This is a genomic window from Couchioplanes azureus (genome assembly GCF_014648355.1).
Lineage (GTDB): Bacteria > Actinomycetota > Actinomycetes > Mycobacteriales > Micromonosporaceae > Actinoplanes > Actinoplanes azureus.
On the sequence record NZ_BMQY01000002.1, the window covers coordinates 220,622 to 244,523 of the forward strand.

At 72.9% G+C, this 23,902-nt stretch carries 19 protein-coding genes; 15 read left to right on the forward strand and 4 right to left on the reverse strand.

The features are described from left to right. The first annotated feature begins 170 nt into the window (after positions 1 to 170). The 9 genes from IEY99_RS08225 (at position 171) to ppk2 (IEY99_RS08265) (ending at position 10,384) form a co-directional block, all read left to right on the forward strand. Positions 171 to 2,870, forward strand: a complete 2,700-nt coding sequence (locus tag IEY99_RS08225) for a winged helix-turn-helix domain-containing protein (RefSeq protein WP_189201059.1) — start codon at positions 171 to 173, stop codon at positions 2,868 to 2,870. Positions 2,871 to 2,927: 57 nt separating this feature from the next. Beyond that, positions 2,928 to 3,707, forward strand: coding sequence for a polyphosphate kinase 2 (gene ppk2, locus IEY99_RS08230; RefSeq protein WP_189201061.1), 780 nt, complete (start codon positions 2,928 to 2,930; stop codon positions 3,705 to 3,707). 34 nt (positions 3,708 to 3,741) lie between these two features. Beyond that, positions 3,742 to 3,984 (forward strand): DUF8691 family protein, encoded by a 243-nt coding sequence (locus IEY99_RS08235; protein ID WP_189201063.1) that lies wholly within the window; start codon positions 3,742 to 3,744, stop codon positions 3,982 to 3,984. 117 nt (positions 3,985 to 4,101) lie between these two features. Continuing rightward, a complete protein-coding gene (locus IEY99_RS08240; RefSeq protein ID WP_229798335.1) occupies positions 4,102 to 4,563 on the forward strand; it encodes a hypothetical protein in 462 nt (153 codons plus the stop codon). Between the two features lie 53 nt (positions 4,564 to 4,616). Further along, complete coding sequence (locus IEY99_RS08245) at positions 4,617 to 5,072, forward strand: DUF7144 family membrane protein (protein WP_189201065.1); 456 nt, start codon at positions 4,617 to 4,619, stop codon at positions 5,070 to 5,072. A gap of 9 nt (positions 5,073 to 5,081) precedes the next feature. Next, positions 5,082 to 6,197, forward strand: coding sequence for an AI-2E family transporter (locus tag IEY99_RS08250; RefSeq protein WP_229798336.1), 1,116 nt, complete (start codon positions 5,082 to 5,084; stop codon positions 6,195 to 6,197). Then, positions 6,179 to 6,721, forward strand: coding sequence for an HdeD family acid-resistance protein (locus IEY99_RS08255; RefSeq protein ID WP_189201067.1), 543 nt, complete (start codon positions 6,179 to 6,181; stop codon positions 6,719 to 6,721). Before IEY99_RS08250 ends, IEY99_RS08255 begins: the two co-directional genes overlap by 19 nt. Before the next feature lie 79 nt (positions 6,722 to 6,800). Next, positions 6,801 to 9,602, forward strand: coding sequence for a cation-translocating P-type ATPase (locus IEY99_RS08260; RefSeq protein ID WP_229798338.1), 2,802 nt, complete (start codon positions 6,801 to 6,803; stop codon positions 9,600 to 9,602). Further along, positions 9,599 to 10,384, forward strand: a complete 786-nt coding sequence (gene ppk2, locus IEY99_RS08265; RefSeq protein WP_189201069.1) for a polyphosphate kinase 2 — start codon at positions 9,599 to 9,601, stop codon at positions 10,382 to 10,384. Before IEY99_RS08260 ends, ppk2 (IEY99_RS08265) begins: the two co-directional genes overlap by 4 nt. On the opposite strand, the gene IEY99_RS08270 is transcribed toward ppk2 (IEY99_RS08265), so the two are convergent. Further along, positions 10,336 to 10,866 carry a DUF1269 domain-containing protein gene (locus tag IEY99_RS08270; RefSeq protein WP_189201071.1) on the reverse strand — a complete coding sequence of 177 codons (531 nt, stop codon included), beginning with the start codon at positions 10,864 to 10,866 and terminating at the stop codon, positions 10,336 to 10,338. The genes ppk2 (IEY99_RS08265) and IEY99_RS08270 overlap by 49 nt on opposite strands. A gap of 177 nt (positions 10,867 to 11,043) precedes the next feature. Between IEY99_RS08270 and IEY99_RS08275 the strand changes: the two genes are divergently transcribed. The 4 genes from IEY99_RS08275 (at position 11,044) to IEY99_RS08290 (ending at position 13,875) form a co-directional block, all read left to right on the forward strand. Then, the gene (locus IEY99_RS08275) at positions 11,044 to 11,517 is read left to right on the forward strand and encodes a DUF6069 family protein (RefSeq protein WP_229798340.1); all 474 of its coding nucleotides are present in this window, start codon (positions 11,044 to 11,046) and stop codon (positions 11,515 to 11,517) included. 55 nt (positions 11,518 to 11,572) lie between these two features. Further along, positions 11,573 to 11,974 carry a DUF7144 family membrane protein gene (locus tag IEY99_RS08280; RefSeq protein ID WP_189201073.1) on the forward strand — a complete coding sequence of 134 codons (402 nt, stop codon included), beginning with the start codon at positions 11,573 to 11,575 and terminating at the stop codon, positions 11,972 to 11,974. Positions 11,975 to 11,979: 5 nt separating this feature from the next. Continuing rightward, positions 11,980 to 13,386: a hypothetical protein gene (locus IEY99_RS08285; protein WP_189201075.1), complete on the forward strand. Its 1,407-nt coding sequence runs from the start codon at positions 11,980 to 11,982 to the stop codon at positions 13,384 to 13,386. Positions 13,387 to 13,455: 69 nt separating this feature from the next. Continuing rightward, entirely contained in the window at positions 13,456 to 13,875 is a 420-nt protein-coding gene (locus tag IEY99_RS08290) for a hypothetical protein (RefSeq protein ID WP_229798342.1), read from the forward strand. A gap of 12 nt (positions 13,876 to 13,887) precedes the next feature. Here IEY99_RS08290 and IEY99_RS08295 read toward each other — a convergent pair whose 3' ends face one another. Continuing rightward, a complete protein-coding gene (locus IEY99_RS08295) occupies positions 13,888 to 16,608 on the reverse strand; it encodes a winged helix-turn-helix domain-containing protein (protein ID WP_189201079.1) in 2,721 nt (906 codons plus the stop codon). Between the two features lie 273 nt (positions 16,609 to 16,881). On the opposite strand from IEY99_RS08295, the gene IEY99_RS08300 reads away from it, so the two are divergent. Then, positions 16,882 to 18,078 carry a carboxylate-amine ligase gene (locus tag IEY99_RS08300; RefSeq protein ID WP_189201081.1) on the forward strand — a complete coding sequence of 399 codons (1,197 nt, stop codon included), beginning with the start codon at positions 16,882 to 16,884 and terminating at the stop codon, positions 18,076 to 18,078. On the opposite strand, the gene IEY99_RS08305 is transcribed toward IEY99_RS08300, so the two are convergent. Beyond that, positions 17,966 to 21,472 carry an NACHT domain-containing protein gene (locus IEY99_RS08305; protein WP_189201083.1) on the reverse strand — a complete coding sequence of 1,169 codons (3,507 nt, stop codon included), beginning with the start codon at positions 21,470 to 21,472 and terminating at the stop codon, positions 17,966 to 17,968. The genes IEY99_RS08300 and IEY99_RS08305 overlap by 113 nt on opposite strands. A gap of 88 nt (positions 21,473 to 21,560) precedes the next feature. Between IEY99_RS08305 and IEY99_RS08310 the strand changes: the two genes are divergently transcribed. Further along, on the forward strand, positions 21,561 to 22,481 hold the full coding sequence (locus IEY99_RS08310; protein ID WP_189202123.1) for an aminoglycoside phosphotransferase family protein: 921 nt from the start codon (positions 21,561 to 21,563) through the stop codon (positions 22,479 to 22,481). Positions 22,482 to 22,531: 50 nt separating this feature from the next. Here IEY99_RS08310 and IEY99_RS08315 read toward each other — a convergent pair whose 3' ends face one another. Then, the gene (locus IEY99_RS08315) at positions 22,532 to 23,866 is read right to left on the reverse strand and encodes an outer membrane protein assembly factor BamB family protein (protein ID WP_189201085.1); all 1,335 of its coding nucleotides are present in this window, start codon (positions 23,864 to 23,866) and stop codon (positions 22,532 to 22,534) included. Between the last annotated feature and the right edge of the window lie 36 nt (positions 23,867 to 23,902).

Sequence of the window (23,902 nt, forward strand, 5' to 3'; positions counted from 1 at the left end):
CCGAAAAGGCGATCGGATACCGCTGAGCAGCAGACATCCCCGGGCCGCGCGGCGCACCATCCGCCGGGGAGGAGTACCTCGAAATTATCCGATTCGGACGATGTGGAGGGTCCGCGCGGCGACGAGGCTGGAGGCGAAGCTCCGTGTCTGCCGCACAGGAGGGAGGGCACGTGCGTGCTGATCTCGTTGTCACCACGCCTGTGATCGGTCCGGAGGCGGACGTCGATCCGCTGCTGGAGTCCAAGTTCGAGATTCCCGAACGACCACGTTTCATGGTGGCACGTCCCCGCCTGCTCGACACGCTCAACGCCCGCAGAGACGCCCCCGTCACGCTGGTGGTGGGTCCGGCGGGCAGCGGCAAGACCCAACTGGCGGCCGCCTGGGCGCGCGGCGAGGCCGCGCACACCGCCGTGGCCTGGATCACCCTGGAGGACGAGGACGACCAAGCATCGGGATTCTGGACGTACGTGGTGGCGGCGCTGCGCCGCGCCGGAGTCGCCGTCTCTCCGTCGCTGACGGCCCTGACCTCAGGCACCGGCGTGGACAGGTCCTTTCTGGTTCGGCTGGCAGCAGAGCTGTCGGAACAGGAGATGCCCCTGCTGCTCGTCCTCGACGGCGCGTCCAGCCTCAGCGGCGAACAGTGGGCCGCGGATCTGGAGTTCGTCCTGCGGCACACGAGCCCGGTGCTGCGGCTGGCGTTGATCGGCCGCTGGGATCCGCCCCTGCCGCTGCACCGCTACCGGCTCGCCGGACGGCTGACCGAGATCCGCAGCGAGGACCTCGCCTTCACCGCCGAGGAGGCGGCCGATCTGCTGGCCCTGCACGGCGTCGAGCTGAGCCCGCCGAGGCTGGCGTCGCTGCTGGAGCACACCGAGGGATGGGCGGCCGGCCTGCGCCTGTTCGCCATGGCCCTGCAGGACCACCGCGACGCCGAACACCTGGTCGACACCATCACCGGCAACGAGGCCACCATCGCGGAGTACTTCGTCGACGAGGTGTTGCGGGTCCAGCCACCGCATGTCCGGGCTTTCCTCCTGGAAGCCAGCATTCTGGACACGTTCACCCCCGAGCTGGCCGGGGCCGTCACCGGGCGGGCCGACGCCCGGCGGCTGCTCGCGGAGCTCGAGCGGCGCAATGCCTTCGTCCAGCCGACGGCCGAGTACTCGACGACGTACCGGTTCCACCGGTTGTTCGCCGAGCTGCTGCGCGCCCAGCTCATGTGCGAGGCTCCGGAACGGACGGCGGATCTGCACGGTCACGCCGCGGCCTGGCTGGCGGCGCACGGCCAGACGGCCGAGGCGGTCAGCCACGCGGTCAAGGCACGGGACTGGCACACCGCCGCGACGATCGCCATCGACCATTACATGATCGGCCGTCTCGTGCTGGAGGGGCGTACCGGCCGGCTGGGTGCGCTGCTGGGGCAGCTTCCGGACGACTGCGACGACGCCGAGGCCGCCGTCGTGGCCGCCGCGCTGGCGCTGGCCGACGGCTCCCTCGACCGCTGCGCCCGGCACCTGGCCCGGGCCGAGGAACTGGTCATCCTCCGGGGGTGGGAGTACACCGAGGCCCTCGCGCTGGCCGACTCGGTCCTCGGCGTCCTGCTGGCGGCGGCGCGCGAGGATCATCCCCAGGTGCTGCAGTTCAGCCCGGCCATCGCGCAGGCCCTCGGCCGGGTGCCGGCCGCGGTGCTGACGAACCGTCCGGAGCTGCCCGCGCTGACCACGGCCGCCCGGGGCCTGGCGCACAGCCACCTCGGCGCCGTCGACGCGGCCATGAACTGCCTGAACCAGGTCGCGACCGTGACGGCGCCGGGCTGCCGGGGGCTGGCGATCGACGCCCTGGCCCACCTGTCGCTCGTCGAGGCCTACCGGGGGCGGCTCGAACGTGCCGGGAAGCTGGCCACCGAGGCCCTCGATGCCGCCGACCAGTGCGGGCTGGAACCGGCCCGCAGACCCGTCCTGGCCCACGTGGCCCTGGCCTGGGTCGCGATGGAGCGGTATCACGTCGATGCGGCCGGACGTCACCTGCGGGCCGCGGACCCGCGGCATCATCCGCGGACCGACGGTGTCGCGGCGGCCGCCTACGGCCTGGTCAAGTCGCGCCGGCTGCAGGCGCGCGGCGAGCTGCGAGGTGCCCTCGGCCTGCTCGAGGAGGCGCTGAGCGCACCCGGGACCCCGCCTCCGCAGTGGCTCGCCCGGGAGCTGGCCGTGTCCCACGGTCACCTGCTGATCCTCACCGGCCGGCCCGGCGAGGCGGTCGAGACCGTCGGCCGCTTCACCGCGCCGCACCCGGCGGAGGTCGTGGTGCTTCATGCCGCCGCTCTCGCCGCCGGTGGGGCACCGGAGCAGGCGGCCGAGACACTTCTGCCGACGCTCGCCTCGTCCGCGCTGCTTCCGCCGACGGGCGTGGAGGCCTGGCTCGTGATGGCCACCATCGCCGAGCAGCTCGGCGACGCCGAACGGGCGCGCGGCTCGCTGCGGCACGCGCTGCGCGCCGCCGGACCGGAGTGCCAGCGCCGCGCCGTCCAACAGGTCTGGGCCCAGCTGCGCCGGGTGCTGCGCGACGACGACGAGCTCGCCCGGCAGTACCGCGAGCTGCTGGGCGACAAGGTACCGCGGCCGGCACGGGCGGCGGAGCCCGGCGGCGTGGTGATCGTCGAGGCGCTGAGCCGGCGCGAGATGGAGGTGTTGCAGGGCATGGCGGCCATGCTGCCGACCGAGGAGATCGCCGCCACGCTGTACGTCTCGGTCAACACGGTCAAGACCCACGTCCGCAGCATCCTGCGCAAACTCTCCGCCTCGCGCCGCAACGAAGCGGTGCGCCGGGCCCGCTCGCTGGGTCTGATCGGTGACGTCACCCGGCCGGGATGACGTACCACGACGACGGCCGGAGAAGGCTGGAAGCCGGCCGGCCGAAGGAGGTAGACGATGCCCGCGAAGGCGGACCACTGCCTGCGGCCGTGGCAGGTCGAGCTGCTCAAGCTGCAGCGCCACCTGGAGGCCGAGGATCTGCGGATGATCGTGCTGTTCGAGGGGCGGGACGCGGCGGGCAAGGGCGGGGCGATCAGGCGGGTCACCCGCTACATGAACGAGAAGCGCTACCGCGTGGTCGCGCTCGGGCGGCCCACCGAGGACCAGCGGTCCCAGTGGTACTTCCAGCGCTACGTGGCCCAGTTCCCGACCGGCGGCGAGATCGTGCTGTTCGATCGGAGCTGGTACAACCGCGCGATGGTGGAACGCGTCTTCGGGTTCTGCAGCCAGAAGGAGTACCACGACTTCCTGCGCGGCGTCACCGGCTTCGAGAAGGACCTCGTCCGTCAGGGCACCGTACTCGTGAAGCTGTACTTCAGCGTCACCAAGGAGGAGCAGGCCCGCCGCTTCGAGCGGCGCCTGACGGATCCGCTGCGCCGGTGGAAGCTCAGCGAGATCGACCTGCAGGCCCAGGACCGATGGGACGACTTCACCAACCACAAGTACGAGATGCTGGTGCGCACCGACATCAAGGCCGCTCCCTGGCTGATCGTCCGCTCCAACGACAAGCGGCGGGCGCGACTGAACACCATCAAGGTCATCCTCAACGCTGTCGACTACAAGGAGCGGGCCACGGACCTCGACTTCCGCCCGGACCCGCAGATCGTCGTCCCGGGCGCGGACGAGGTTTCCCTCATGCGAGCCCAGCGCAGGCGCAGCGGCAGGTTCACGGGATGACGGACCGGCGCACCCGACGACGGAGGGAAGGCTCATGCCCGAGGCGTCCTACCAGGTCAGGGTCTCCGGGGAGATTCCGGCGGAACTGCTGTCGGAGCTCCACGACCTGACCGTCAGCGTCGAACCGCCGGAAACCGTGCTGCACGGGTTCCTACCGGACCAGTCCGCGGTGGTCGGCCTGATCTCCCGCCTGCACGGTCTGGGGCTGCGCCTCGTCGAGGTACGCCGCCTCCCGGCGGACGAGAACCCGCAGCCCCCGCCCGCCCCGGCACGCTGATCCGGTCAGGGCGGGCGTCGCGGTCGCCGGCGGTCGCGTCATCTCACTCGCGGCGGATGGCGCGGCGGGAATCGGCGCCGGGCGAGCATACGGCGACAGCCGAGCGGAGGAGATCCCGTGCTGATCTCACTGGTGATCGTGGTCCTTCTCGCCGCCGCCATCGGCGCGGACCTCGCGGCGTGGCGCAGCCGGCGGCGCTTCATCGACTCCGGGGAGACCTTCCGGTGCCGGGTCCGCACCTGCGGAGACCCGTCGCCGGCCTGGCCCCGGCTCGGCCGGCGGTGGTCCCGGCCGATGTGGGCGACCTGGGCCGGCGACGTGCTGACGGTCCGTCGTGGACCGGTGTTCGCCCGCACCGTCTCGTTGCGGGCGCGGGTGTCGGCCGGCGTGTACACCCTGGCGACGCGCGATGCGCGGCGGTGCGGCACCCACCCGGTCGCCGTCCGCGTGCTGACGCCGGACGGCTGCCGGCTGGAGATCGCCACGGACGGCGAGGCGCGCCTGGCGCTCGTCGGGCCGTACCTGGCCGCGGCGGTCAACGACCTGCCCCGGGCGCCGATCCGCCGGCGTCAGACCTGACGCCCGGCCGCACGGCCGGACGACCGGACCGAGGAGAGAAAGGTGACAGCACCATGTCGGACACCCAGCAGCAGAGACCCAGCTACACCCCCGACGAACCGTACGCCGTGCCGAGCGGCCGGGAAGCCACCGCCTGGGTGGGCTTCGTCTTCTTCGGCGCCATCATGCTGTTGATGATGGGCAGCTTCCAGGCCATCGAGGGGTTCGTCGCGCTCTTCAAGGACGGCTACTATCTGGTCGCCGAGGAAGGCCTCGTGCTCACCGTCGACTACACCGCGTGGGGCTGGACCCACCTGTTCCTCGGCCTCATCGCCATCGCCGTCGGGATCGGCATCCTGCTCGGCCAGATGTGGGCGCGCGTGCTGGGCATCACGATCGCCGTCCTGAGCGCCCTGGCCAACATCGCGTTCCTGCCGGCGTACCCGGTCTGGTGCACGATCGTCATCGCGATGGACGTCCTGATCATCTACGCCCTGGCGGTGCACGGCCGCGAGGTCCGATCCCGCTGAGTGTCCGTCGTGAAGCGCACTACGGCGCCACCCCGTCCCCTGGCCGGCACCGCGCAGACCAGCGCTCCGGTCATGCCGCGCGGGGTGGTCGTGCTGCTCGGCCTGGCGTGCGTCGTGGTCACGGTGGCCGGCCTGCGGTCGGTCTCCGACCTGCTCGCCCCGGTCGCCCTGGCCCTGATGCTCACCGTCACGGCGAGCCCGCTGACCGGCTGGTTGCGCGGGCTCGGCGCGCCGGCCTGGGTGGCCGGTGCGGCGCTCGTCGCGACGGTGTACCTGGTGCTGCTCGGGCTGGGCGGCGCCGTGGTGCTCGCGGTCGCCCGGCTGCTCGACCTCATGCCCGCCTACCAGAGCCAGCTGGCCGACCTGCGTGCCGACGTGACCGGCGCGCTCGGCGCGATGGGCGTCGACGCGGCACAGCTGCGCAACGTGGCGGGGATGATCGATCCGAGCGGTGTCGCCGACCTCGTGCAGGCCGCGCTCGGTGGTGTGCTCGGGGTGCTGTCCAACGGCGTCTTCCTGGTCGCCGTACTGCTGTTCCTCTGCCTCGACGCCGTCCGGTTCCCGGCCCGGCTGCGGGTCGCCGCCGCCGAGCGGCCGGAGGTCGTCGGCGCGCTGCGCTCCTTCGCGCAGGGCACCCGCCGCTACCTGATGGTGTCGACGGTCTTCGGACTGATCGTCGCCGTGATCGACACCCTGGCCCTCTGGGCGCTGGACATCCCGCTGCCGCTGCTCTGGGGGTTGCTCTCCTTCATCACCAACTACATCCCCAACATCGGCTTCGTGGTGGGCCTGGTGCCGCCGGCGCTGCTGGCCCTGCTGGAGGGCGGTCCGCAGCTGATGGTCAGCGTGATCGTGCTGTACTGCGTGATCAATTTCCTGATCCAGTCGGTGATCCAGCCGAAGATCGTCGGCGCCGCCGTCGGCCTCTCGGCCACCATGTCCTTCCTGTCGCTGGTGTTCTGGAGCTGGGTGATGGGTCCCCTCGGCGCCCTGCTGGCCATCCCGCTGAGCCTGCTCGCCAAGGGCCTGCTGGTGGACATCGATCCGGCGACGCGCTGGATCGGCCCGCTGATCTCCGCGGGAAACCCCTCGAGGGAGGAAGATCAATGCGTCGCGAAACCCTGAGACTGCTGCTCGGCGTCTTCGCCATCGCCGTGGGCGTCGCCGCCTTCGCGTGGCCCTCCGCCACCGTCCAGGTCGTCGGCTTCCTCTTCGGGCTGAACCTGGTGGTGACCGGCTTCGTCCGCGCCGGGCTGCTGTTCTTCGTCCCGGACTACCCGCTCGTCTACCGCGTCGTCGGCATCGTCTTCGGCGTCCTCACCGGGATCGTCGGAATCCTGTGTCTGCGCAACATCGCGGGCTCGGTGGTCCTGCTGCTGGTCGTGGTCGCGATCGGCTGGCTGCTGGACGGCCTGGTGGAGCTCTTCACGGCCATCGGCACCCCGGCCGGGCATGCCTCGGGCTGGCGGATCGGCAGCGGCCTGCTGATGATCCTCGGCGCGATCGCCGTCCTGGTGTGGCCGAAGCTCGGCCTCGCCACGTTCGTCGCCGTCGGGGCGACGGTCCTGGTCTTCGTGGGCATCGTCCAGGTGCTCGGCGCGATCGCCGGGCTCCGGGCGGCCCGCACGGAAACCATCCCCGCCGGGTGAGGGACCCGCCCCCGCACGGCCACGAGGGTGGGAGCCCGGCCGCCGGGCGGCCGCCGGCCGGCATCTCCAGGGGGCACGCATGAGCGACGGCACCAGCACGATGGACCACGCGGGCACCGACCTGGGCGGACACCCGCCATGGTTCGCCCGGCCGGTGGACGCCACGGTCGCGGCGCTGGAGAGCGACGCCGGCCGTGGCCTCAGCCGCGACGAGGCGGCGGAACGGTTGCGCCGGCACGGGCCCAACCGCATCGCCGCCGAGAAGCCGCCCTCGGCGTGGGCGATCGCGCTGCGCCAGCTGCGGGACCCGATGAACGTCATGCTGGTGGCCGTCGTCGCCGCCGGCGTGCTGATCGGCGAGCTCTCCACCTCGATCATCGTGGGCCTGCTGCTGCTGCTCAACGTGGTGCTCGGTGCCCGGCAGGAGCTCAAGGCCCGGGCCAGCGTGGACGCGCTCTCGCGGATGCAGGTGCCGGAGGCCGGGGTGGTCCGCGACGGCGGGCTCACGCTGGTGCCGGCCGTCGAGGTCGTTCCCGGCGACATCGTCCGCCTGGAGGCCGGCGACCTGGTTCCCGCCGACGGGCGCATCGTGCGTTCCGCGACGCTGGAGACGCAGGAGGCCGCGCTCACCGGCGAGAGCGCACCCGTCGCCAAGGACGCCCGTACCCTGGCGAGCGAGGACGTCGCGCTCGGCGACCGGTCGAGCATGCTGTTCCAGGGCACCTCGGTGACCCGCGGTACGGCGACCATGGTCGTCACGGCGACCGGCATGCGGACCGAGATGGGCCGGATCGCGACCATGCTGCGCACCGTGCACCGGACCCGGTCGCCGCTGCAGCGCGAGCTCGACACGTTGACCAGGATCCTCGGCGTCGTCGCCTGGAGCGCCGTCGCGTTCATCGTGGTCGTCGGCTGGTGGCGCGGCATGCCGTTCGACAGCCTCCTGATGCTGGGCACCGCCATGGCCATCTCGGCGATCCCCACCGGCCTGCCGGCCTTCGTGGCGGGCCTGCTCTCGTACGGCGCCAAGAGCCTCGCGGAGGCGAAGGCCATCGTCAAGAACCTCACCGACGTGGAGACGCTCGGCGCCACCAGCGCCATCAACACGGACAAGACCGGCACGCTGACGATGAACGAGATGATGGTCTCGGTCATCTACGCGCACGACGCCTGGTTCACCGTCGGGGGCGAGGGCTACCGCAAGTCCGGAACCGTCACCTCGGCGGCGGGTGCGCCGGTGCCCGACTTCACCCGGCTGGCCCTGGGGCTCGTCCTGGACAGCGACGCGGCCGTCGGCGACGACGGGAGCGTGGTGGGTGACCCGACCGAGGCCGCGCTGGTGGTGCTGGCCGCCAAGCTCGGCGTGGATGCCGCGGAGACGCGGCGGCGCTACCCGCGGCTGGCCGAGGTGCCGTTCGACTCGGACTACAAGTTCATGGCGACCTTCCACCGCTACCCGGTCGGCGGCACCGAGCGGGTCGTCGCCCTGGTCAAGGGCGCCCCGGACGTGGTGCTCGCCCGCTGCGCCACGGCCGGCGGACCGCTGGACGGCTCCGCGGTGCCGATCGAGCGGGCCCGCGCCGACATCGCGGCCGCGAACCGGCGCATGGGCGAGCAGGGGCTGCGGGTGCTCGCCTTCGCGGCCCGCCTCATCGGGCCCGACGAGGTCCCGGCGCTGACCAAGGACCCGATGTCGCTGGTCCGGAACCTCGGTTTCGTCGCCATGGCGGGGATGATCGACCCGCTGCGCGCGGAGGCCGGGGACGCCGTCCGCACCGCGCTGGCGGCCGGCATCGACGTCCGGATGATCACCGGCGACCACGCCGTCACGGCCCAGGCCATCGGCGCGACGCTCGGCCTGGGGCCGGGCGCGATCAGCGGCCGGGAGCTGCGCGAGCTGTCCGACGACGAGCTGGCCCGGCGGCTGCCGGAGCTGCACGTCTTCGGCCGGGTCTCGCCCGAGGACAAGCTGCGCCTCGCCCGGGCGATGCAGGAGCAGGGCATGATCGTCGCCATGACCGGGGACGCGGTCAACGACGCCGCGGCGCTGAAGCAGGCCGACATCGGCGTGGCGATGGGCAGCGGCAGCGAGGTCACGAAGCAGGCCGCGCGGATGATCCTCACCGACGACAACTTCGGCACCCTGGTCCGCGCCGTCGAGATCGGCCGCCGCGTCTACGAGAAGATCGTCGCGTACGTGCGCTACCAGATGACCCAGCTCCTGGCGCTCGTCATGTTGTTCGTGGCGGCCACCGCCTTCAACGTCAACCAGGGTGTGGCACTGACCCCGTCGATGGTGCTCTACCTGTTCTTCTGCGCCACCGCGGTCGGCGTCGTCATCATCGCCGTCGACCCGGGGGACCCCGAGGTCATGCACCGGCCGCCGCGGGACCCGGCGGTCCCGATCACCCATCGCACCGCCGTGCTGTTCTGGCTGCTCTACGCGGCCGTGCTCTTCCTCGCGGCGCTCGTGCCCCTGGTCGCCGGCCCGGACCGGCCCCGGCCCGACGCACCGAGCACCGCCATGACCATGACGTTCGTGGTCATGGGGCTGGGTACCGTCGGCAACGCCCTGGTCAACCGCCGCGATCCCGCCAGCGGGCTGCTGCCCCCGGTGCTCGAGGCCGCGGCGATCGCACTGATCCCGGCCGGCCTGGTCCTCCTGGCGACGCGCGTCGACTTCCTGCAGCAGAGCCTGCTGACCCAGGCCCTCACCGGGCGGCAGTGGCTGGCCTGCTTCCTGCTCGCCCTGGCGCTGCCGCTGACCGTCGAGGTCGCGAAGGCGATCCGCCGCGGCCGCGCACCGGGGGTGAGCCTCGACGCCGGGCGCGCGGTCACGCCGGCGCGGGCCCGCTCGGCCACGACGAGGAGGAGCTCATGACCAAGCAGGAACGGCTGAAGAACAAGCCGTACCAGCGGGAACTGCGCATCCTGCACGGCGAGCTGGTCGCCATGCAGGAGTGGGTGAAGGCCTCCGGCGCCAAGATCTGCATCCTCTTCGAGGGTCGCGACACCGCGGGCAAGGGCGGCACGATCAAGGCGATCACGGAACGGGTCAGCCCCCGCGTCTTCCGCGTCGTCGCGCTTCCGGCGCCGACCGAGCGGGAGCGGTCCCAGCTGTACCTGCAGCGGTACGTGCCGCACCTGCCGGGCGCCGGCGACGTGGTGATCTTCGATCGCAGCTGGTACAACCGGGCGGGCGTGGAGCGGGTCATGGACTTCTGCACCGAGCAGCAGACCCACGACTTCCTGCAGGCCGTTCCGGGCGTGGAACGTGCCATCGTGGACTCCGGGGTCATCCTGCTCAAGTACTGGCTGGAAGTCAGCCGGGAGGAGCAGACGCGGCGCCTCGAGAGCCGCATCAACGATCCCCGCAAGGTGTGGAAGCTGTCCGATCTCGACCTGCGGTCGTACGCCCGGTGGTACGACTACTCCCGGGCGCGCGACGCCATGTTCCGTGCCACGGACACCGCCTGGGCACCGTGGTTCGTGGCGGACACCGACGACAAGAAGCGCGGCCGCCTCAACATCATCAGCCATCTGCTCAGCCGTGTCCCCTACCAGCCGCTACCGCGCAAGGACGTGTCGCTGCCGAAGGGCCAGAAGGCCGGCGGCTACCGCGAGCCGGACGTGTCCGTGCGGCGCATCCCCACGCCGTTCTGACCGCCGAACGTCTCGAGCAGGACGTCGCGCTCGGCGTCGGTGAGGTTGGTGGCGATCAGGGTGCTCCGCATGCCCCGGAACCGCTCCCCCAGGCGGTCGAGGTCGCCGTGCTCCGTGACGGCGAACAGCGCCGACGTCCCGGCGGTCACCTCGGAGCGGATCTTCTCCAGCTGCTCCCTGGTGATCCCCGCGTCCTCGATCACGCTGCCCAGCGCGCCGAGCGCGGCCCCCGCCAGGCCACCGACCAGCGGTACGAAAAACAGGGTGCCGATGAGCAGGCCGAACACCGCACCCCAGCCCGCGCCCTGCCACATGCCCTGGCGCCCGTGGGCGGTCGTGGGGTGGTCCGCGTCCGACGGCCACCGGACGATCGCATAGTCCTCCACCTTGACCAGGCCGTCCGCCTCGGCGTTCCGGAGGATGTGCTCGGCGCGGTCCGCGCCGTCCGCGTCGTCGAACTTCCACACGGTGAAGGTTGTCATCGCCGGCTCCCGATGTCGGTGTGCCCCGCGGCGTCCCGCCCGGGGACCTGCCGATCCCATGGTGGCCGCAAGCCCGCCGCCCACCCTCATCCCCGCCGGATGAGGCACGTCCGGTGCCCGCCCGGGACCGTCGACCCACGGGCGGCCGTCCGCGCCGCCGCGGGCGAGGAGGACACCATGACGGCGATGTACCAGTCCGCGAGCCCCCAGCCACGCGCCATGCTCAACGCCGGCCGGCTGTGGGCCGGCGGTGGCGCGACCGCCGTCGTGGCGGCACTCATCGCGATCGTCGGGATCCTGGTCGGTCGCGGCCTGTTCGGGGTCGAGGTCCTCGCCCCCAAGGGCGCCGGCGTCTGGGGCGACGCCAGCACTTTCTGGTACGCCTTCGGCGCCGCGATGCTCAGCCTGGTGGCGACCGGCCTCATGCACCTGCTGCTGCTGTTCACGCCGCGGCCGATGTTGTTCTTCGGCTGGGTCATGACGCTGGCGACGGTGGTGGCGATGCTGGCGCCCTTCGTCACCGAGAACGACCTGGGCTCCCGGATGTTCACCGCGGGCCTCAACTTCTTCCTCGGCGTCGCGATCGGCTCGCTGGTCGCGGGCTCCGCGCGTACGGCGGTACGCGCGGCACCCGCGCCGCGGCGGTACTGACAGAAGCGGAGGAGCCATGACGCACAGTGAGCGACTTCGGGCGAAAGAACCGGAGGTGACCACCGCCTGGCTCGGCTGGGTCGTGTTCATCGGCATCATCCTCTGCGCCGCCGGGCTGATCAACGCCGTCCAGGGACTCGTCGCGATCTTCGACGACGGTTTCTACCGAGCACCGACGTCGTCGCTGGTCGTCGACGCCGACTACGCCGTCTGGGGATGGGCGTTGCTGATCCTGGGCGGCACGCTGCTGTTCGCCGGCGCGGGCGTGGTGCTGGGCTACCGGTGGGCCCGGGTCGTCGGCGTGGTGGTGGCCTCGATCAACGCGCTGGTGAACCTGGGGTTCGCGACCGCGTACCCGACCTGGACCATCCTGGCGGTGTGCTTCGACGTGTCGGCGATCTACGCCCTGATCGTCCACGGCGGCGAGGCCAAGGCGCTGCGGGCCGGCCGGAGATGACGGACATGGCCGCCCCACCGGGGCCTGCCCCCGCCGGTACGGACGAGCTCGCGCGGCTGCGCGCCGAGGTCTCCACGCTGCACGCCCGGCTCGACACCCGGCAGCGGCGGGCCGCCGCGGTCGTCGCGCTGCGCCGCGTCACGGCCGCCCTCCTCGTCGTCCTCACGGCGTTCGCACTGGCGGCGAGCGTGGTGGGGATCTGGGCGGCCACCACCGTCCTCGACACCGACCGCTGGGTCGCGACGGTGGCGCCACTCCCCCGGGACCCGCAGATCGCGGCGGCCGTGGCGGAGTACACCACGACCGAGGTGTTCGAGGCCGTCGACGTGGAGCAGCGGATCCGTGCGGTGCTGCCCGAGCAGGCGGCGTTTCTCGCGGCGCCGGTCACCCAACAGCTTCGTGGCGCCGTACGCTCGACCGTGGACGACGTCCTGCAGAGCGAGCGCTTCGCCGGTATCTGGGCCGAGCTGAACCGCCGGGCGCACCAGCGCGCCCTCGCCGTCGTCGAGGGGACCAGCACGGTCGTGACCGGCCGGCCGGACCGGATCGAGATCGACCTGCTGCCCCTGATCAACCAGGTGCTCCGGCAGCTGAGCGCCCAGATGCCGACGCTGTTCGGCAAGCAGCTTTCCCTGCCGGATCTCAGCAGCGGTGAGATCCCCGCGAACCTGCGGGTGAAGGTGCAGGAGGTGCTGGGGGTGACGCTGCCGGCGAACTTCGCGCAGTTCACCGTCTACGACTCCGGGCAGTTGTGGGCCGCCCAGCAGGCGGTGGCGACGGCCAAGCGTGATCTGCTGCTCGGCGTGATCGGCACCGTCGTCCTGCTCGCCCTCGCGCTCCTGATCTCACCACAGCGCCGGCGTACGCTGCTGCAACTGGGCCTCTGGCTGATCGTCGCCGCCGTGGCGGTGACCGCGGCGCTGCGCGTCGTCCGCGCCGAGCTGCTCGAGAGGGTCCCGGCAGGGGTCTATCGCGACGGCGTCGCCGCGACCTTCACGAGTGTCTTCGGGCCGCTGCGCGACCGGGGGGTGCAGCTCATCGTGCTGGGCGCCGTGCTGGCCCTGGGGATGTACCTGATCGGTCCGGGACGGTGGCCGAGGTGGCTGCGCGCCCGGGCCGCCACCGGGCTGCGTGCCACCGGCCGGGGGATCGGCGCCCTCACCCGGATCCTGGTCGCGCAGGGCCCCGGCTGGGCCGCCGCCCATCGGGACGCGCTGCGCGTCGGCGGCGTCGTCACGGCCGCCGTACTCGCGCTGCTGATATCGTCCTGGCTCTCCCTGCTCGTGGTCGCGCTGGCGCTGGCGGCATACGAGGTGGGCGTCACGGTGCTCGCCCGGTCGGCCCGGCCCGGGCCGGGCGCCGGGGTGGCGCTGACCGCCCGGCCGGGCCGCACGGCGCCGAGCGCGGGCTGAGTGGGCACCGTGGCGAGGCCGGCGCACGATGTGCAGGAGGCCACGGCGGCGGGACTCTACGGGATCATCGTGAGCTCCGCCGTCATGGCCGCCTCGCATGCGCCGACGGCCGCGGCCACCGTGGCCACGGTGGTCGTCACCCTGTCGGTCTACTGGGCCGCCGAGCGCTACGCCCGGATCCTGGCCGAGCGCATCCACCAGGGCCATCGCCCCCGCTGGGACACCATCCGCACGCAGCTCACCACCGGATGGGAGATGATCACCGCTTCGCTGCTTCCGCTCGGCGTCCTGGTCGCGGTGTGGCTGACCCGGCGGGAGCTGCGCACGGCGGTGGTGGCGGCGCTGGTGTGCAGCACCGCGCTGCTCTGCCTGGCGGGCTGGCGGATCGGCCGGCAGGGCCGGCTGTCCGCGCGGGAACAGCTCGTCTGCACCGTGGTGGCGGGCCTGTTCGGCGTGGCCATGATCGTGCTGAAGACGCTGCTGCACTGACCGGCCGGTAGCTCAGATCAGCCCGTGCTCCCGGGCGTAGGTCACCGCCTCCCGGCGCCGGGCCACGTTCAGCTTGCGGTAGATCGACCTCAGGTGCGCCTTGACGGTGTTGGTCGACACGCCCAGCTCGGCGGCGATGTCGCCGGCCGTCAACATCGTCGGAAGGAAGCTCAGCACCTCCCGCTCCCGCCCGCTGAGCTCTCCGGCCCGGATGGCGACGGTCCCGCCGGCGTCGGCCGCCGTCATCGCCTTCAGGACGTCCGCGACGAACGCCGTGCTGCGGTGGGTCAGCAGACTCTGCCGCCGGACGAGCCGCTCCAGGCGACCGCCGGCCATGGCGACGAACGGTGTGATCAGGCCCTCGTGCTCGGCCAGCGCGAGGGCGCCGGCGAGCGCCGAGGCGGCGCGGAGGCCCTGCCGCCGGGCGTCGGCGATCAGGGCGGTCAGCAGGTGCGCCTCGACGGTGGTCACCGTCTCGGTGAGCGAGACGGACGCCCCGGCCAGCAACGCTTCCGCGCGGGAGAGGTCACCCACCGCGAACGCCGCCCGGGCGTGACACACCCGCTCGGCGAACGTCGGTGCGGCATCGGCCGCGTACCGCTGCTCGACCGCCTCGATCGCGCCCGTCCGCAGGTCCACCCGCGACTCGATCAGCAGGAGCCACCGGTCCAGAGCGGGCGCCCGGATCCGCGGGTCCCGCTGCCGGTGCGCCTGCGCGAGCACGGCCCGGGCCACACTGAACTCGCCCCGCGCCGACGCCAGCTCGGCCTGACAGGCCAGCCAGGCCAGCTGCTGCGCGACCTCCCGCTCCTGGCCCAGCGCCCGGCGTCCCTGATGGAGGGCCCGCTGTGCCGGCGCCAGCTCCCGGCGTGCCACGTGCACCAGCGTCATGGCCAGATGCGCGGCCGCGGTCTGCCAGGTGGAGGTCCAGCCGCCCCGGTCCGCCAGGTCGCGGGCGGACGCGGCGAGGCGGCCGGCTTCCTGGACCGATCCGTACATGATCTCCAGCAGGGCCCGGTGGCCCGTCGCGTTGATCTCCACGAGCGGGGCGCCGGCGGCTCGCGCGGCGGTCGAGGCGCTCCACAGGAACCGTTCCGCGAGATCCGTCCGTCCCTGCCAGAACAGCCCGACACCCTTGGTGGTCAGCGCGATCGCCCGGTATTGCACGGCGGCCGGTATCTCGGCCATCCCGGACCCGCCCAGGGCGGCGAGCAGCCGCGTCGTCTCGGCGACGACCGCCGGCATGTCGCCGACCGCCCGGTGTACGCCCAGCTCCAGCGCGCGGATCGCGGTCTCGACCGGCGTCCGGTCCCCCGCGGGCCGGCCCTGCACCAGCCCGCGCGCCGCCACCAGGCGTTCCGGGATCGCATCCCAGTCCCCCGCGTCGAACAGCAGCAGGGCACCGCACACCATCAACTCCGCGGTCGTCGTCAGCTCCCCGGCGGGAATACCCCGGAGCACCCGCAGGAGCGTCGCCCGGTCGGCAGACAGGATCATCGGGACGGCCTGCGCGACCACCACGCGGCCGACGAAGGACCAGTCGCCGCCGGCGGACGCGTGCGCGAGCGCGTCGAGGATCGAGCCGTGGGCGAGGTGCCAGCGTGCCGCCCGCCCGTGCAACTCCGGCACGCAGGGCGCACACTCCAGAGCCAGACGATGCCGCAGCATGTCGCGCAGGAGCCGGTGGAAGCGGAACCACTGCGGCCGGGCACCGAGCCGGACGACGAAGTCGCTGACCAGCTCGAGCTCCTCGAGGATCCGCCGGCCGTCGCCGTCCAGGGTGATCGCGTCGGCCAGATCGCCGCAGACCTGCTCACAGATGCTCGTGTACAGCAGGAAGCGCAGTGTCCGCGGCGGTTGCGCGGCGAGGACCTCGTTGGTCAGGTACTCGGCGACCAGGCGCACGTCGCCGGCGAAGTCGGCGATCCGGCGTGGCCCGCCGGGTGCGGTCAGGAAGTCCGCGGCCATCTGCAGGCCGGCCGGCCATCCCCCGGTACGCTCGACCAGCGCCGCCACGTCGGTGCCGCTGAGGTGGAGACCGGGACGGGCCAGCACCAGCGCCGCCTCCTCGGCGGTACAGGCGAGATCGACGCCGCGGATCTCCCGCAGGCCGCCCGCGAGACGCAGCCGGTACAACGGCAGCGCGGGCTCCGCGCGGCTGATCAGGACGAGACGCAGGTTCGGCCACGGCCGGTCGATCAGCCTGCCGAGCTCGCGAAGAACCTCGCCGTCATCGATCTCCTCGAGGTTGTCGATCACCATGACCGTCGGCGTCGGCAACCGCATGATGCCGTCGGTCGGGGTCGCCATCCGGTCCCCGGCGCCCGCGGGAACCCCGGGCGGCTCCGCCGACGGGCCACCGTGCGGCACCACCCCCGCCGTCCGCAGGGCCGCTGCCACGCCGGACCAGAACGACGGCACGTCGTTGTCGGTGCGATCCGCGGTGAGCCAGGCCACGGGGAACGGCCGGTCCTCCAGCCAGGTCGAGACCAGCACGGTCTTTCCCCAGCCGGCGCCGGCGCAGACGAGCGTCACGGGAACGTGCAGCGCCGCGTCGAGCGTGCGGATCAGCCGCGGGCGGGAAACGTGCGGCCGGAACATCTGCGGCCGGGTCACCTTGGCCCCGTCATCGGTGGCGAGCGCCGGCGCCCCGGGACACCGGCGCGGCCGCCGGCCCGGCCGTCCCTGCGTCGGCGAACCGGCCACCCGTCCGGTCACGTCGTCGAGTTCCACGCCGTCCCGCCCTTCGGCAGTGATCGAAAGCCATCGAATGGACTCGATGGGGCATCATGCTTCAGGGTGCTCCTGGGCTGGTCGTCATACGCCTCGGCAGAGAACGACGCCGTCCTCGAGAGCGTGGCGCCATCCAGCGAATCACGCCTTTCCGCCACGGAGCAACGCTGTCACACCGAGGGCGGCGCGCATCTCATCCCCGAAGGAGGAGGTGCGGTCACGCACATCGCACGAGACTGTCAAGCATCCTCGCCGGGTGCGAAAGGCGGAGCGATGCTGACCCTGGGGGTGGAGGAGGAGTTCCTGCTGCTGGACGGGACCGGTGCCGTGGCGTCCGCGGCATCCAAGGTGGCGCGGCACGCCGGCTTCGACGGCCGGGTCACCCCCGAGTACATGAGCTACCAGCTGGAGACGATGAGCCGCGTGTGCCGGCGGCTGGACGAGCTGCGCAGCGACCTGGTGGAGCTCCGGCGGCGGGCGGCCACCGGCGCCCGGCAGGCCGGGGTGTGGCTGGTCGCGAGCGGGACACCGCCGTTCCGGGCCGGTCCGCTCGACGCGCTGAGCGACCACGCCCGCTACCGGGCGCTGGCCCGCCAGTTCCCCTCGGCCACCGCGGCGGGCGGCACCTGCGCCTGTCACGTCCATGTCGGGGTACCCGACCGCGATCTTGCCGTTGCCGCGACCGTCCGCCTGCGCCCCTGGCTGCCGGCGCTGCTGGCCCTCACCGTGAACTCGCCCTACGCCGCCGGCGCGGACACCGGCTGGGCCAGCTACCGCTACGTGGCGCAACGCCGCTGGCCGACGTTCCGCCCGCCGGAATTCTGGCCGAGCGCCCGGCGGTACGACGAGGTCGTGCACTCCCTGGTGACCTGCCGCGCGGCGATGGACGAGGCGAGCGTGTACTTCCTGGCCCGGCCCTCCGCGCGCTACCCGACGGTGGAGGTCCGCGTCGCCGACACCTGCCTGGCCGCCGACGACGCGGTCGGGTACGCGGGCCTGGTGCGCGCCCTGGTCGCCACGGCGATCGAGGACGAGCGCCGGCGCCGCCCGCAGCACCCCGCGCCCGGGTTCTCGGTCGACGCCGCCCTGCTCATGGCCGCCCAGCGGGGCACCCGGATGACGTCCCCGCGGACGGCCCAGGAGTCGGCGGGCCTGGTCGCCCGGCTGCTGTCCAAGGTCACACCCGCGCTGGCCGCCGCCGGAGACCTCGACGAGGTCCGCGCCTGGGTCTCCCGTCAGCTGCGCGGCGGCACCGGGGCGGACCGGCAACGAGGCCTGTGGTCCCGCGCGGAATGTCCGGCCGAGTTCGTCACCGCGCTCGCGGGCAGCACGGTCCCCTCCGTCGTGCCCGCCCGGGTCAGCAGCCTTCGGGTGGAAGAGGGTTCTGCGCCGCGCCCCAGCGCTCGACCCGGTGGGCGACATAGGCCAGCACCGCCGCCACCCGATCCGGCAGCACCCGTGCCGAGCTGACCGCGTCCACGGCCGCGGCCAGGAAGTCGGACTCGCCGGCGACGTCACGGAGCTCGGCGGAGACTGCGGCGAGGGCGGCCTCCAGGATCTCGGCGTGACGGTACGCCTCCTCCAACTGCGGCAGCAGGCCTGCCAGCCGTCGGTGGACGCCAGCGATGCTCACCCCGTCGCTCTCTTCCGGCGCAGGGTCGTCGGGTCTGGGCACGGCCGCCGGTCTGGGATGTGCCGGCCGCAGCGCCACGAGGACCGCATGAAGATTCGGCTCGTCCCCCGGTCCGATGGCGAATCTGCCATATGCCTCCTGCAACCAGAGGCAGGTCTCCGCCAGGCGGAGGGCGGCGCCAGGCTCGCCCGTCCCGCGCGGAAGGGCCCTACCGGCCGCGCGAAGGATCGACGGGACGAGCAGCCGGATATCCAGTGCGTCGGATTGCACCAGGGTCGTGATCACCTCGGCGGCGGTCTCCACGGGAACCGTGTCCGACTCCAGGGCCCGGATGAGCTGACGGGCGTACTCCTGCTGCGCCCGCTCGTCCCACGGCGGGAAGCGGTACGCGGCGATCTGGGCGCAGGCCAGGTAGGCCCGGTGCACAGTGTCCGGGTCGGCGTCGAGCGCCGGAAGCAGCCAGACGCGCAGCAGCGCCTCGGCGGCCGACGGGCACTCGTCGGAGACCCCGCGGCAATATGTCCGCACGCTGGGATTCAGCGCCGACTCCAGCACGGGGGTCAGCGCGTGCAACAGGGTGCTGTCGGCGGCGCACAGCGAGAACTGGATCAGGCGGCGATAGTCCCTCGCCGCCATCACGTCGGCGAAGGCGAACTCGCTCCGCTGGTCCTCCGGACGGTCGTACAGCCACACGGGATCCGGCACGGGAACCGGAGCCGAGCCGTCCACGAGGCGCAGCCGGACGTCGCGGGCACCGGAGTCGTCCCGGCACGGCGTGGCGGCGACGTGCTCGACCATCGCATGCCAGCCCGCGCTGCTGAGCTGGGAATGCCAGAGCAACGCCTGGTCGTGCCACCGGTGGCCGGCATCGTGACCGTCCAGCTCGGCCAGTGCGCCGAAACGGAGATCACCGGAGACGAGAACCGCGAGCAGGACGAGATTGGCCGTGTAGACGGCGTACCGGGCGGGCATCGGCAGCGTCGCCGGCCGGTAGTCGCCGGCCTGCACCGCCCAGGTCACGTCCTGGCTACGGCGGTACAGGGTCGTCGTGACCGTCGCCCACGCCTCCCGGCCGGCCACGGGAAGACGCTCGGCCATCTCCCGGCAGAACCGGATGATCGGGGCACGACCCGCCAGGGGCGCGAACGACAGCAGCCGGGAGAGCAGGCCGTCGTCGGCGCTCCAGCCCGCGGAGACGGTGACGGACGCGCGGGCCACCGCCTCGCCGAGCAACTGCCACGTGAAGCGGGCGACGAGATACTCGCCGAAGGTGGCGTGCAGGAACTCGTACGTCTGCAGGGTGGCCCGGCCCCGGACGGCCTGGGCGCGGTGGACGAAGAAGAACCGGCCGAGCAGCAGCGTGGCGGGACCGATCCCGTCGCCGACCGTACCCTCCGGCGGCCGGCCGAAGATCGCCGTGAGGTCGGCCTCGAGATCGCGCTCGCCCACCCACTGGGCCGAGCGGTTCAGCATGGCGAACGCCACCACGGACAGGCGGCGCAGCTCCAGCTCGACTTCCCGGGCGCACTGCTCCTCGGCGAGGTGCGGCGCCGCCTTGCGCACCTCCCGGCGCGCGAAGCTGGTGAGCAGCCGCTCGTAGAGCTCCACCTCCGAGAGCGTCCCGGTATGCTGCAACGCGTTCTCGTCGGCGTCGTAGAGGGCGAGCAGCAGCAGCAGCAACGGCTGGCCGGCCAGTTCGGGGAAGCGCAGCGCCACCTCGGCCGGGAGCGGGCGCAGACCCCGGGAGCCGAGCAGGCCGGCGTTGACCCCGTGCCAGACGTCCAGCCAGCGGGTGATCCGTTCGGTGTCGAACGGTTCCAGGCGCAGGGCAAGGGTCTCCGGCGGCGGCGCCGCGCGATCCGCGACGCTGGTGCGGGTCGTGACCACGAACGCCACCGCCCGGCCCAGGTCCCGCTCCCGCTGCTGAAAGTCGGCGACCCGGTGCAGGTAGTCGGTCTGGCTGGTCGCGGTGGCCTGGAGCAGCTCGTCGAAGCCGTCCAGCAGCACCACCGGCAGGCGGCCTCCCGCGGCCTCCGCCACCCGCGGCCAGCTGACGGGCTCGGTGGTGGACGACCCGACCGCCTGCTCGATCTGGCGTTGCAGGTCGAGTGAGGTGTCCACATCGCGCAGCGGCACCCGGATCGGCAGGAAGCCGCCCTCGGACAACTCCGCGGCGAGCACCCTGGTCAGGACCGACTTCCCGGCGCCCGGCTGGCCGAGCACCAGCAGCGGGGCCTGCCGCGCGCGCGGGGAGGTCAGGAAGCCGGTCAGGAACGGGTGCAGGTCGGACCGGACCGGCCGGTCGGTCCAGGTCCGCTCGTCGCCGGCCGGGTTGTCGACCGACGCCTCGAGGATGCGGAACAGCGCCGGCACGTACGCCTGGCGCAGGCTCGGCACCTCCAGCCCGGCCGGCAGGTCACCGGAATCGGCCACCGGGCGATCGAGCAGCGCCCCGTAGGCACGGCCCAGCAGGTGAGGCAGGTGAGCCGCGGTGACCGTCACGGCGACCTGCCGCATCAGGCCGCCCAGGTCGTGCAGGGCAGAAAGCACGGCCCGGTGGTCGCGGTCACGTACCCAGAGGGCGACCTCCGGGCAGTCCGCCTGAAGGTCGAGCAGCAACCGCTCGTAGCGGGCGACGGCACCCGCCGGCACCTCCGCGAGGGCGCGCTCCGCCCGGTCGGCTTCACCGGTGCTGAGCTCGTCCCACACGGACAGCCCGCGAAGGAACGCGATCACCGCCCGGGAGAGGTCACGGTAGTAGGTGCCGCGCAGGCTCTTCAGATACTCCTCACGGAACCCGTGCGGCTCGGGCAGACCGACGGTGGCGTGGAGCGCGGCCTGCGCCACCCGCTCGGCCTGCGGCCGGGTGCCCGCCAGCCGCCACTGATCCTCGCTGGTGAGCCGCAGCTTGGACAGCTCGAACGGCAGACGGGTCCCGGCCAGCGCCTCGAAGTAGGCGGCGATCACGACGATGGTGTGGGCCGCGGCGATCCGGTCGGTGCGGTCCAGGCGGTGCGCGCCGGTGAGCCGCCTGCCGACCGCCGTGGCGACCTGGTGCGACAGGTCGGCGAACCTGGCCAGCGCGTCGAACCAGCCGAGGACGGCCGGCGTGGTCACGGTCGCGCCGAGCAGAATGCCGCCGGTGGCGTCGTCGATGCGGCGCACCACGTCCAGCTCCGGCCCCTGGCCGAGGATCCGCACGGCATCGGCATAGCTGAGCGTCTTCGGCACTCCGCCATCTTGAACACAAGATCTGCCGGCACACAACGAATTCGGTGGCGGCGCCGTCGGCGTCTCGCCTAGCGTGCCGGTCGTGCCGATGCATGACGACGAGGTGCGGGCTACCGCCGGGCAGGTGCGCCGGCTGGTCGCGGCCCAGTGCCCACAGTGGGCCGGCCTGCCCGTGACGCCGCTGCCCGACGAGGTGGAGGGCACCGACCACGTCCTCTTCCGGATCGGCGGCACGCTCGTCGCCCGGATGCCGAAGATCGGCTGGGCGGTCGACCAGGCCGAGTCCGACGCGCGGTGGCTGCCCGTGCTGGCGCCCCGGCTGCCGGCGCGGATTCCGGTCCCGCTGCACCTGGGCGAGCCCGGCGCGGGATTCCCGTGGCGATGGACCGTGGTGCCGTGGATCGACGGAGCCACGCTCCCCCGGCGGGGCTGCGCGGACATCCCGCCGGCCCGCGATCTGGCGGCCTTCGTCCGCGCCCTGCATGCGGTGGATCCGACCGGGGGGCCGGTCAAGCCGCCGGGCACGCGCGGGTCCGCCCTGCGCCACGCGGACGAGGGCGTCCGCCGGGCGCTGTCCCGGCTCGCCGGGTGCGACGACGGCTTCGACGTGGCCGCCGCCGAGGCGGCCTGGGATGCGTGCCTGGCCGCTCCCGCCTGGGACCGGGATCCCGTGTGGATCCACGGCGATCTCCAGCCGGGCAACATCGTGGTCGACGGCGGCCGGCTGGCCGCGGTCATCGACTTCGGCGCGCTGGGCGTCGGCGATCCCGCTCCGGACCTGGCGGCCGCCCTCTGGACCTTCACCGGCGCGGCCCGGCAGGCCTACCGGGAGGCGGTCGGCTGCGACGAGGCCACGTGGCGGCGCGCCTGCGGCTGGGCGCTGGCGCCGTCGCTGACCGGCCTCGACTACTACCGGCACAGCTTCCCGCGCATGGCCGAGGGATGCCGCCGGATGATCCGCGAGGTGCTCACCGAACTGGCGGAAACCTCACCCGGCCGACGGCCCTGAGCGGGCGCCGAGCGCCGTGCGGGCGAGCTCGCGGCGCTGATGCCGCTCGATCAGCCGACTTCCGTGACCGCGAGGCGTCCGCCGGGGCTCACGCAGTAGAGCAGCTCGCCGCCGTTCTGACAGGTGGTCTGATCGACGGGTCCGATCGCCCCGCGCAGCACCGCGCGGCCGGTGTCGTCGATCTTGGTGACGGCCATCCGACCGCGCGGCTGGAACACGGGAGCCAGCACGTACAGCGCCTCCTGGGGGGCGGACGAGTCACCCACCAGCGTTCCGGAGCCGATGTCGCTCAGGCGCCGCCCGGTGGCGGTGTCGATCACGGAATGCTGCGAGCCGGCCTCGTCCCTGACGACCAGGACGCCGCCGTCGCGCAAGGGGATGCCACTGGGCGCGCCGGAGACACGCCACCGTCTCGTCCCGGTGTCCCGGTCGAAGCCGGACACGCCCTCCGCCTGGTCGATGCAGACAACCGCACCGCACGGATAGATCGCGCCGCCGTAGGACCGCTCCGCGATGCGCCATTTGCGGCGCATCGTCGAGGTGTCGTACGCCGTGATCGTGCCCTCTCCCTGCTTCACATTCTCGACATACAGCGTATGACCGTCAATATGGACGTTGTTGGAGGAGTCGCCCTCCTCGTCCCGGCCCACCCAGGGCACCACCGCGGTCGCGAAGACCCGCCCGCCGGCCAGGTCCCGGATCCGCACCCGGCCATCGCTGCCGATGGTGGCCAGGCGGTCCGTGACGGAGCTCGGCGTGCCGCCGCGCACCCAGGTCGTCGCGCCGCCGCCCGGTTGCGACCAGAGCGGCAGGCCGTCGTGCAGCCGGACGGCGTGCAGGGTCCGGATCCCGCTGCGGTCGGCGTTCCAGTCGAGGAACAGAGCCCGCCCGCCACCGGCGGCGTAGCCCTCTCCGGGACGCCGCCAGAGCTCGCGACCGGTGAGCGCGTCGAGGGCGACGCTCTCGCCGGACATCTCAGGGAAGCCCTGGTCGTCGCTCTCCGCGGGCGTCTGCACCGCGGCGCGCGCCAGCACCACCCCGGAATCCACCGCGATCAGGGCCTCCTCCCCCAGCTTGCCGCTCGTCCAGCGCACCGCTCCGTCGCGGGCGCCGTACGCGGTGAGCGTGTGGTCCGGGCCGCCCTGCACGTAGACCATGCCGGACCCCACGGTGAAGGTGGCCCCGTCGCCCGGGAAGGCAACACTCCAGAGCTCTCGCGGTCCGTGCGACTCAGGTCGCGCCGAACCCGTCAGGCTCAGCACGCACAACACGGCGGCCGCCACCGCCAGCACCCGCCGGAGTACGCCCAAGCGCAGTCGCGGCCCGTCGTACGCGGCCGGACTGTCCCGCTCGTCCGCGACGAGTCCCAGATCGATGACGCTCATGGCGCGCAGCGTAAAACCCGGTGTCGATCACCTGGG

Bases quoted from the DNA above. Each gene is read 5' to 3' on its own strand.
- ppk2 (WP_189201061.1), top strand. From the start codon at position 2,928: ATGCCCGCGAAGGCGGACCACTGCCTGCGGCCGTGGCAGGTCGAGCTG.
- IEY99_RS08235 (WP_189201063.1), top strand. From the start codon at position 3,742: ATGCCCGAGGCGTCCTACCAGGTCAGGGTCTCCGGGGAGATTCCGGCG.
- IEY99_RS08245 (WP_189201065.1), top strand. From the start codon at position 4,617: ATGTCGGACACCCAGCAGCAGAGACCCAGCTACACCCCCGACGAACCG.
- IEY99_RS08255 (WP_189201067.1), top strand. From the start codon at position 6,179: ATGCGTCGCGAAACCCTGAGACTGCTGCTCGGCGTCTTCGCCATCGCC.
- IEY99_RS08260 (WP_229798338.1), top strand. From the start codon at position 6,801: ATGAGCGACGGCACCAGCACGATGGACCACGCGGGCACCGACCTGGGC.
- ppk2 (WP_189201069.1), top strand. From the start codon at position 9,599: ATGACCAAGCAGGAACGGCTGAAGAACAAGCCGTACCAGCGGGAACTG.
- IEY99_RS08270 (WP_189201071.1), bottom strand. From the start codon at position 10,866: ATGACAACCTTCACCGTGTGGAAGTTCGACGACGCGGACGGCGCGGAC.
- IEY99_RS08275 (WP_229798340.1), top strand. From the start codon at position 11,044: ATGACGGCGATGTACCAGTCCGCGAGCCCCCAGCCACGCGCCATGCTC.
- IEY99_RS08285 (WP_189201075.1), top strand. From the start codon at position 11,980: ATGGCCGCCCCACCGGGGCCTGCCCCCGCCGGTACGGACGAGCTCGCG.
- IEY99_RS08300 (WP_189201081.1), top strand. From the start codon at position 16,882: ATGCTGACCCTGGGGGTGGAGGAGGAGTTCCTGCTGCTGGACGGGACC.
- IEY99_RS08310 (WP_189202123.1), top strand. From the start codon at position 21,561: ATGCATGACGACGAGGTGCGGGCTACCGCCGGGCAGGTGCGCCGGCTG.
- IEY99_RS08315 (WP_189201085.1), bottom strand. From the start codon at position 23,866: ATGAGCGTCATCGATCTGGGACTCGTCGCGGACGAGCGGGACAGTCCG.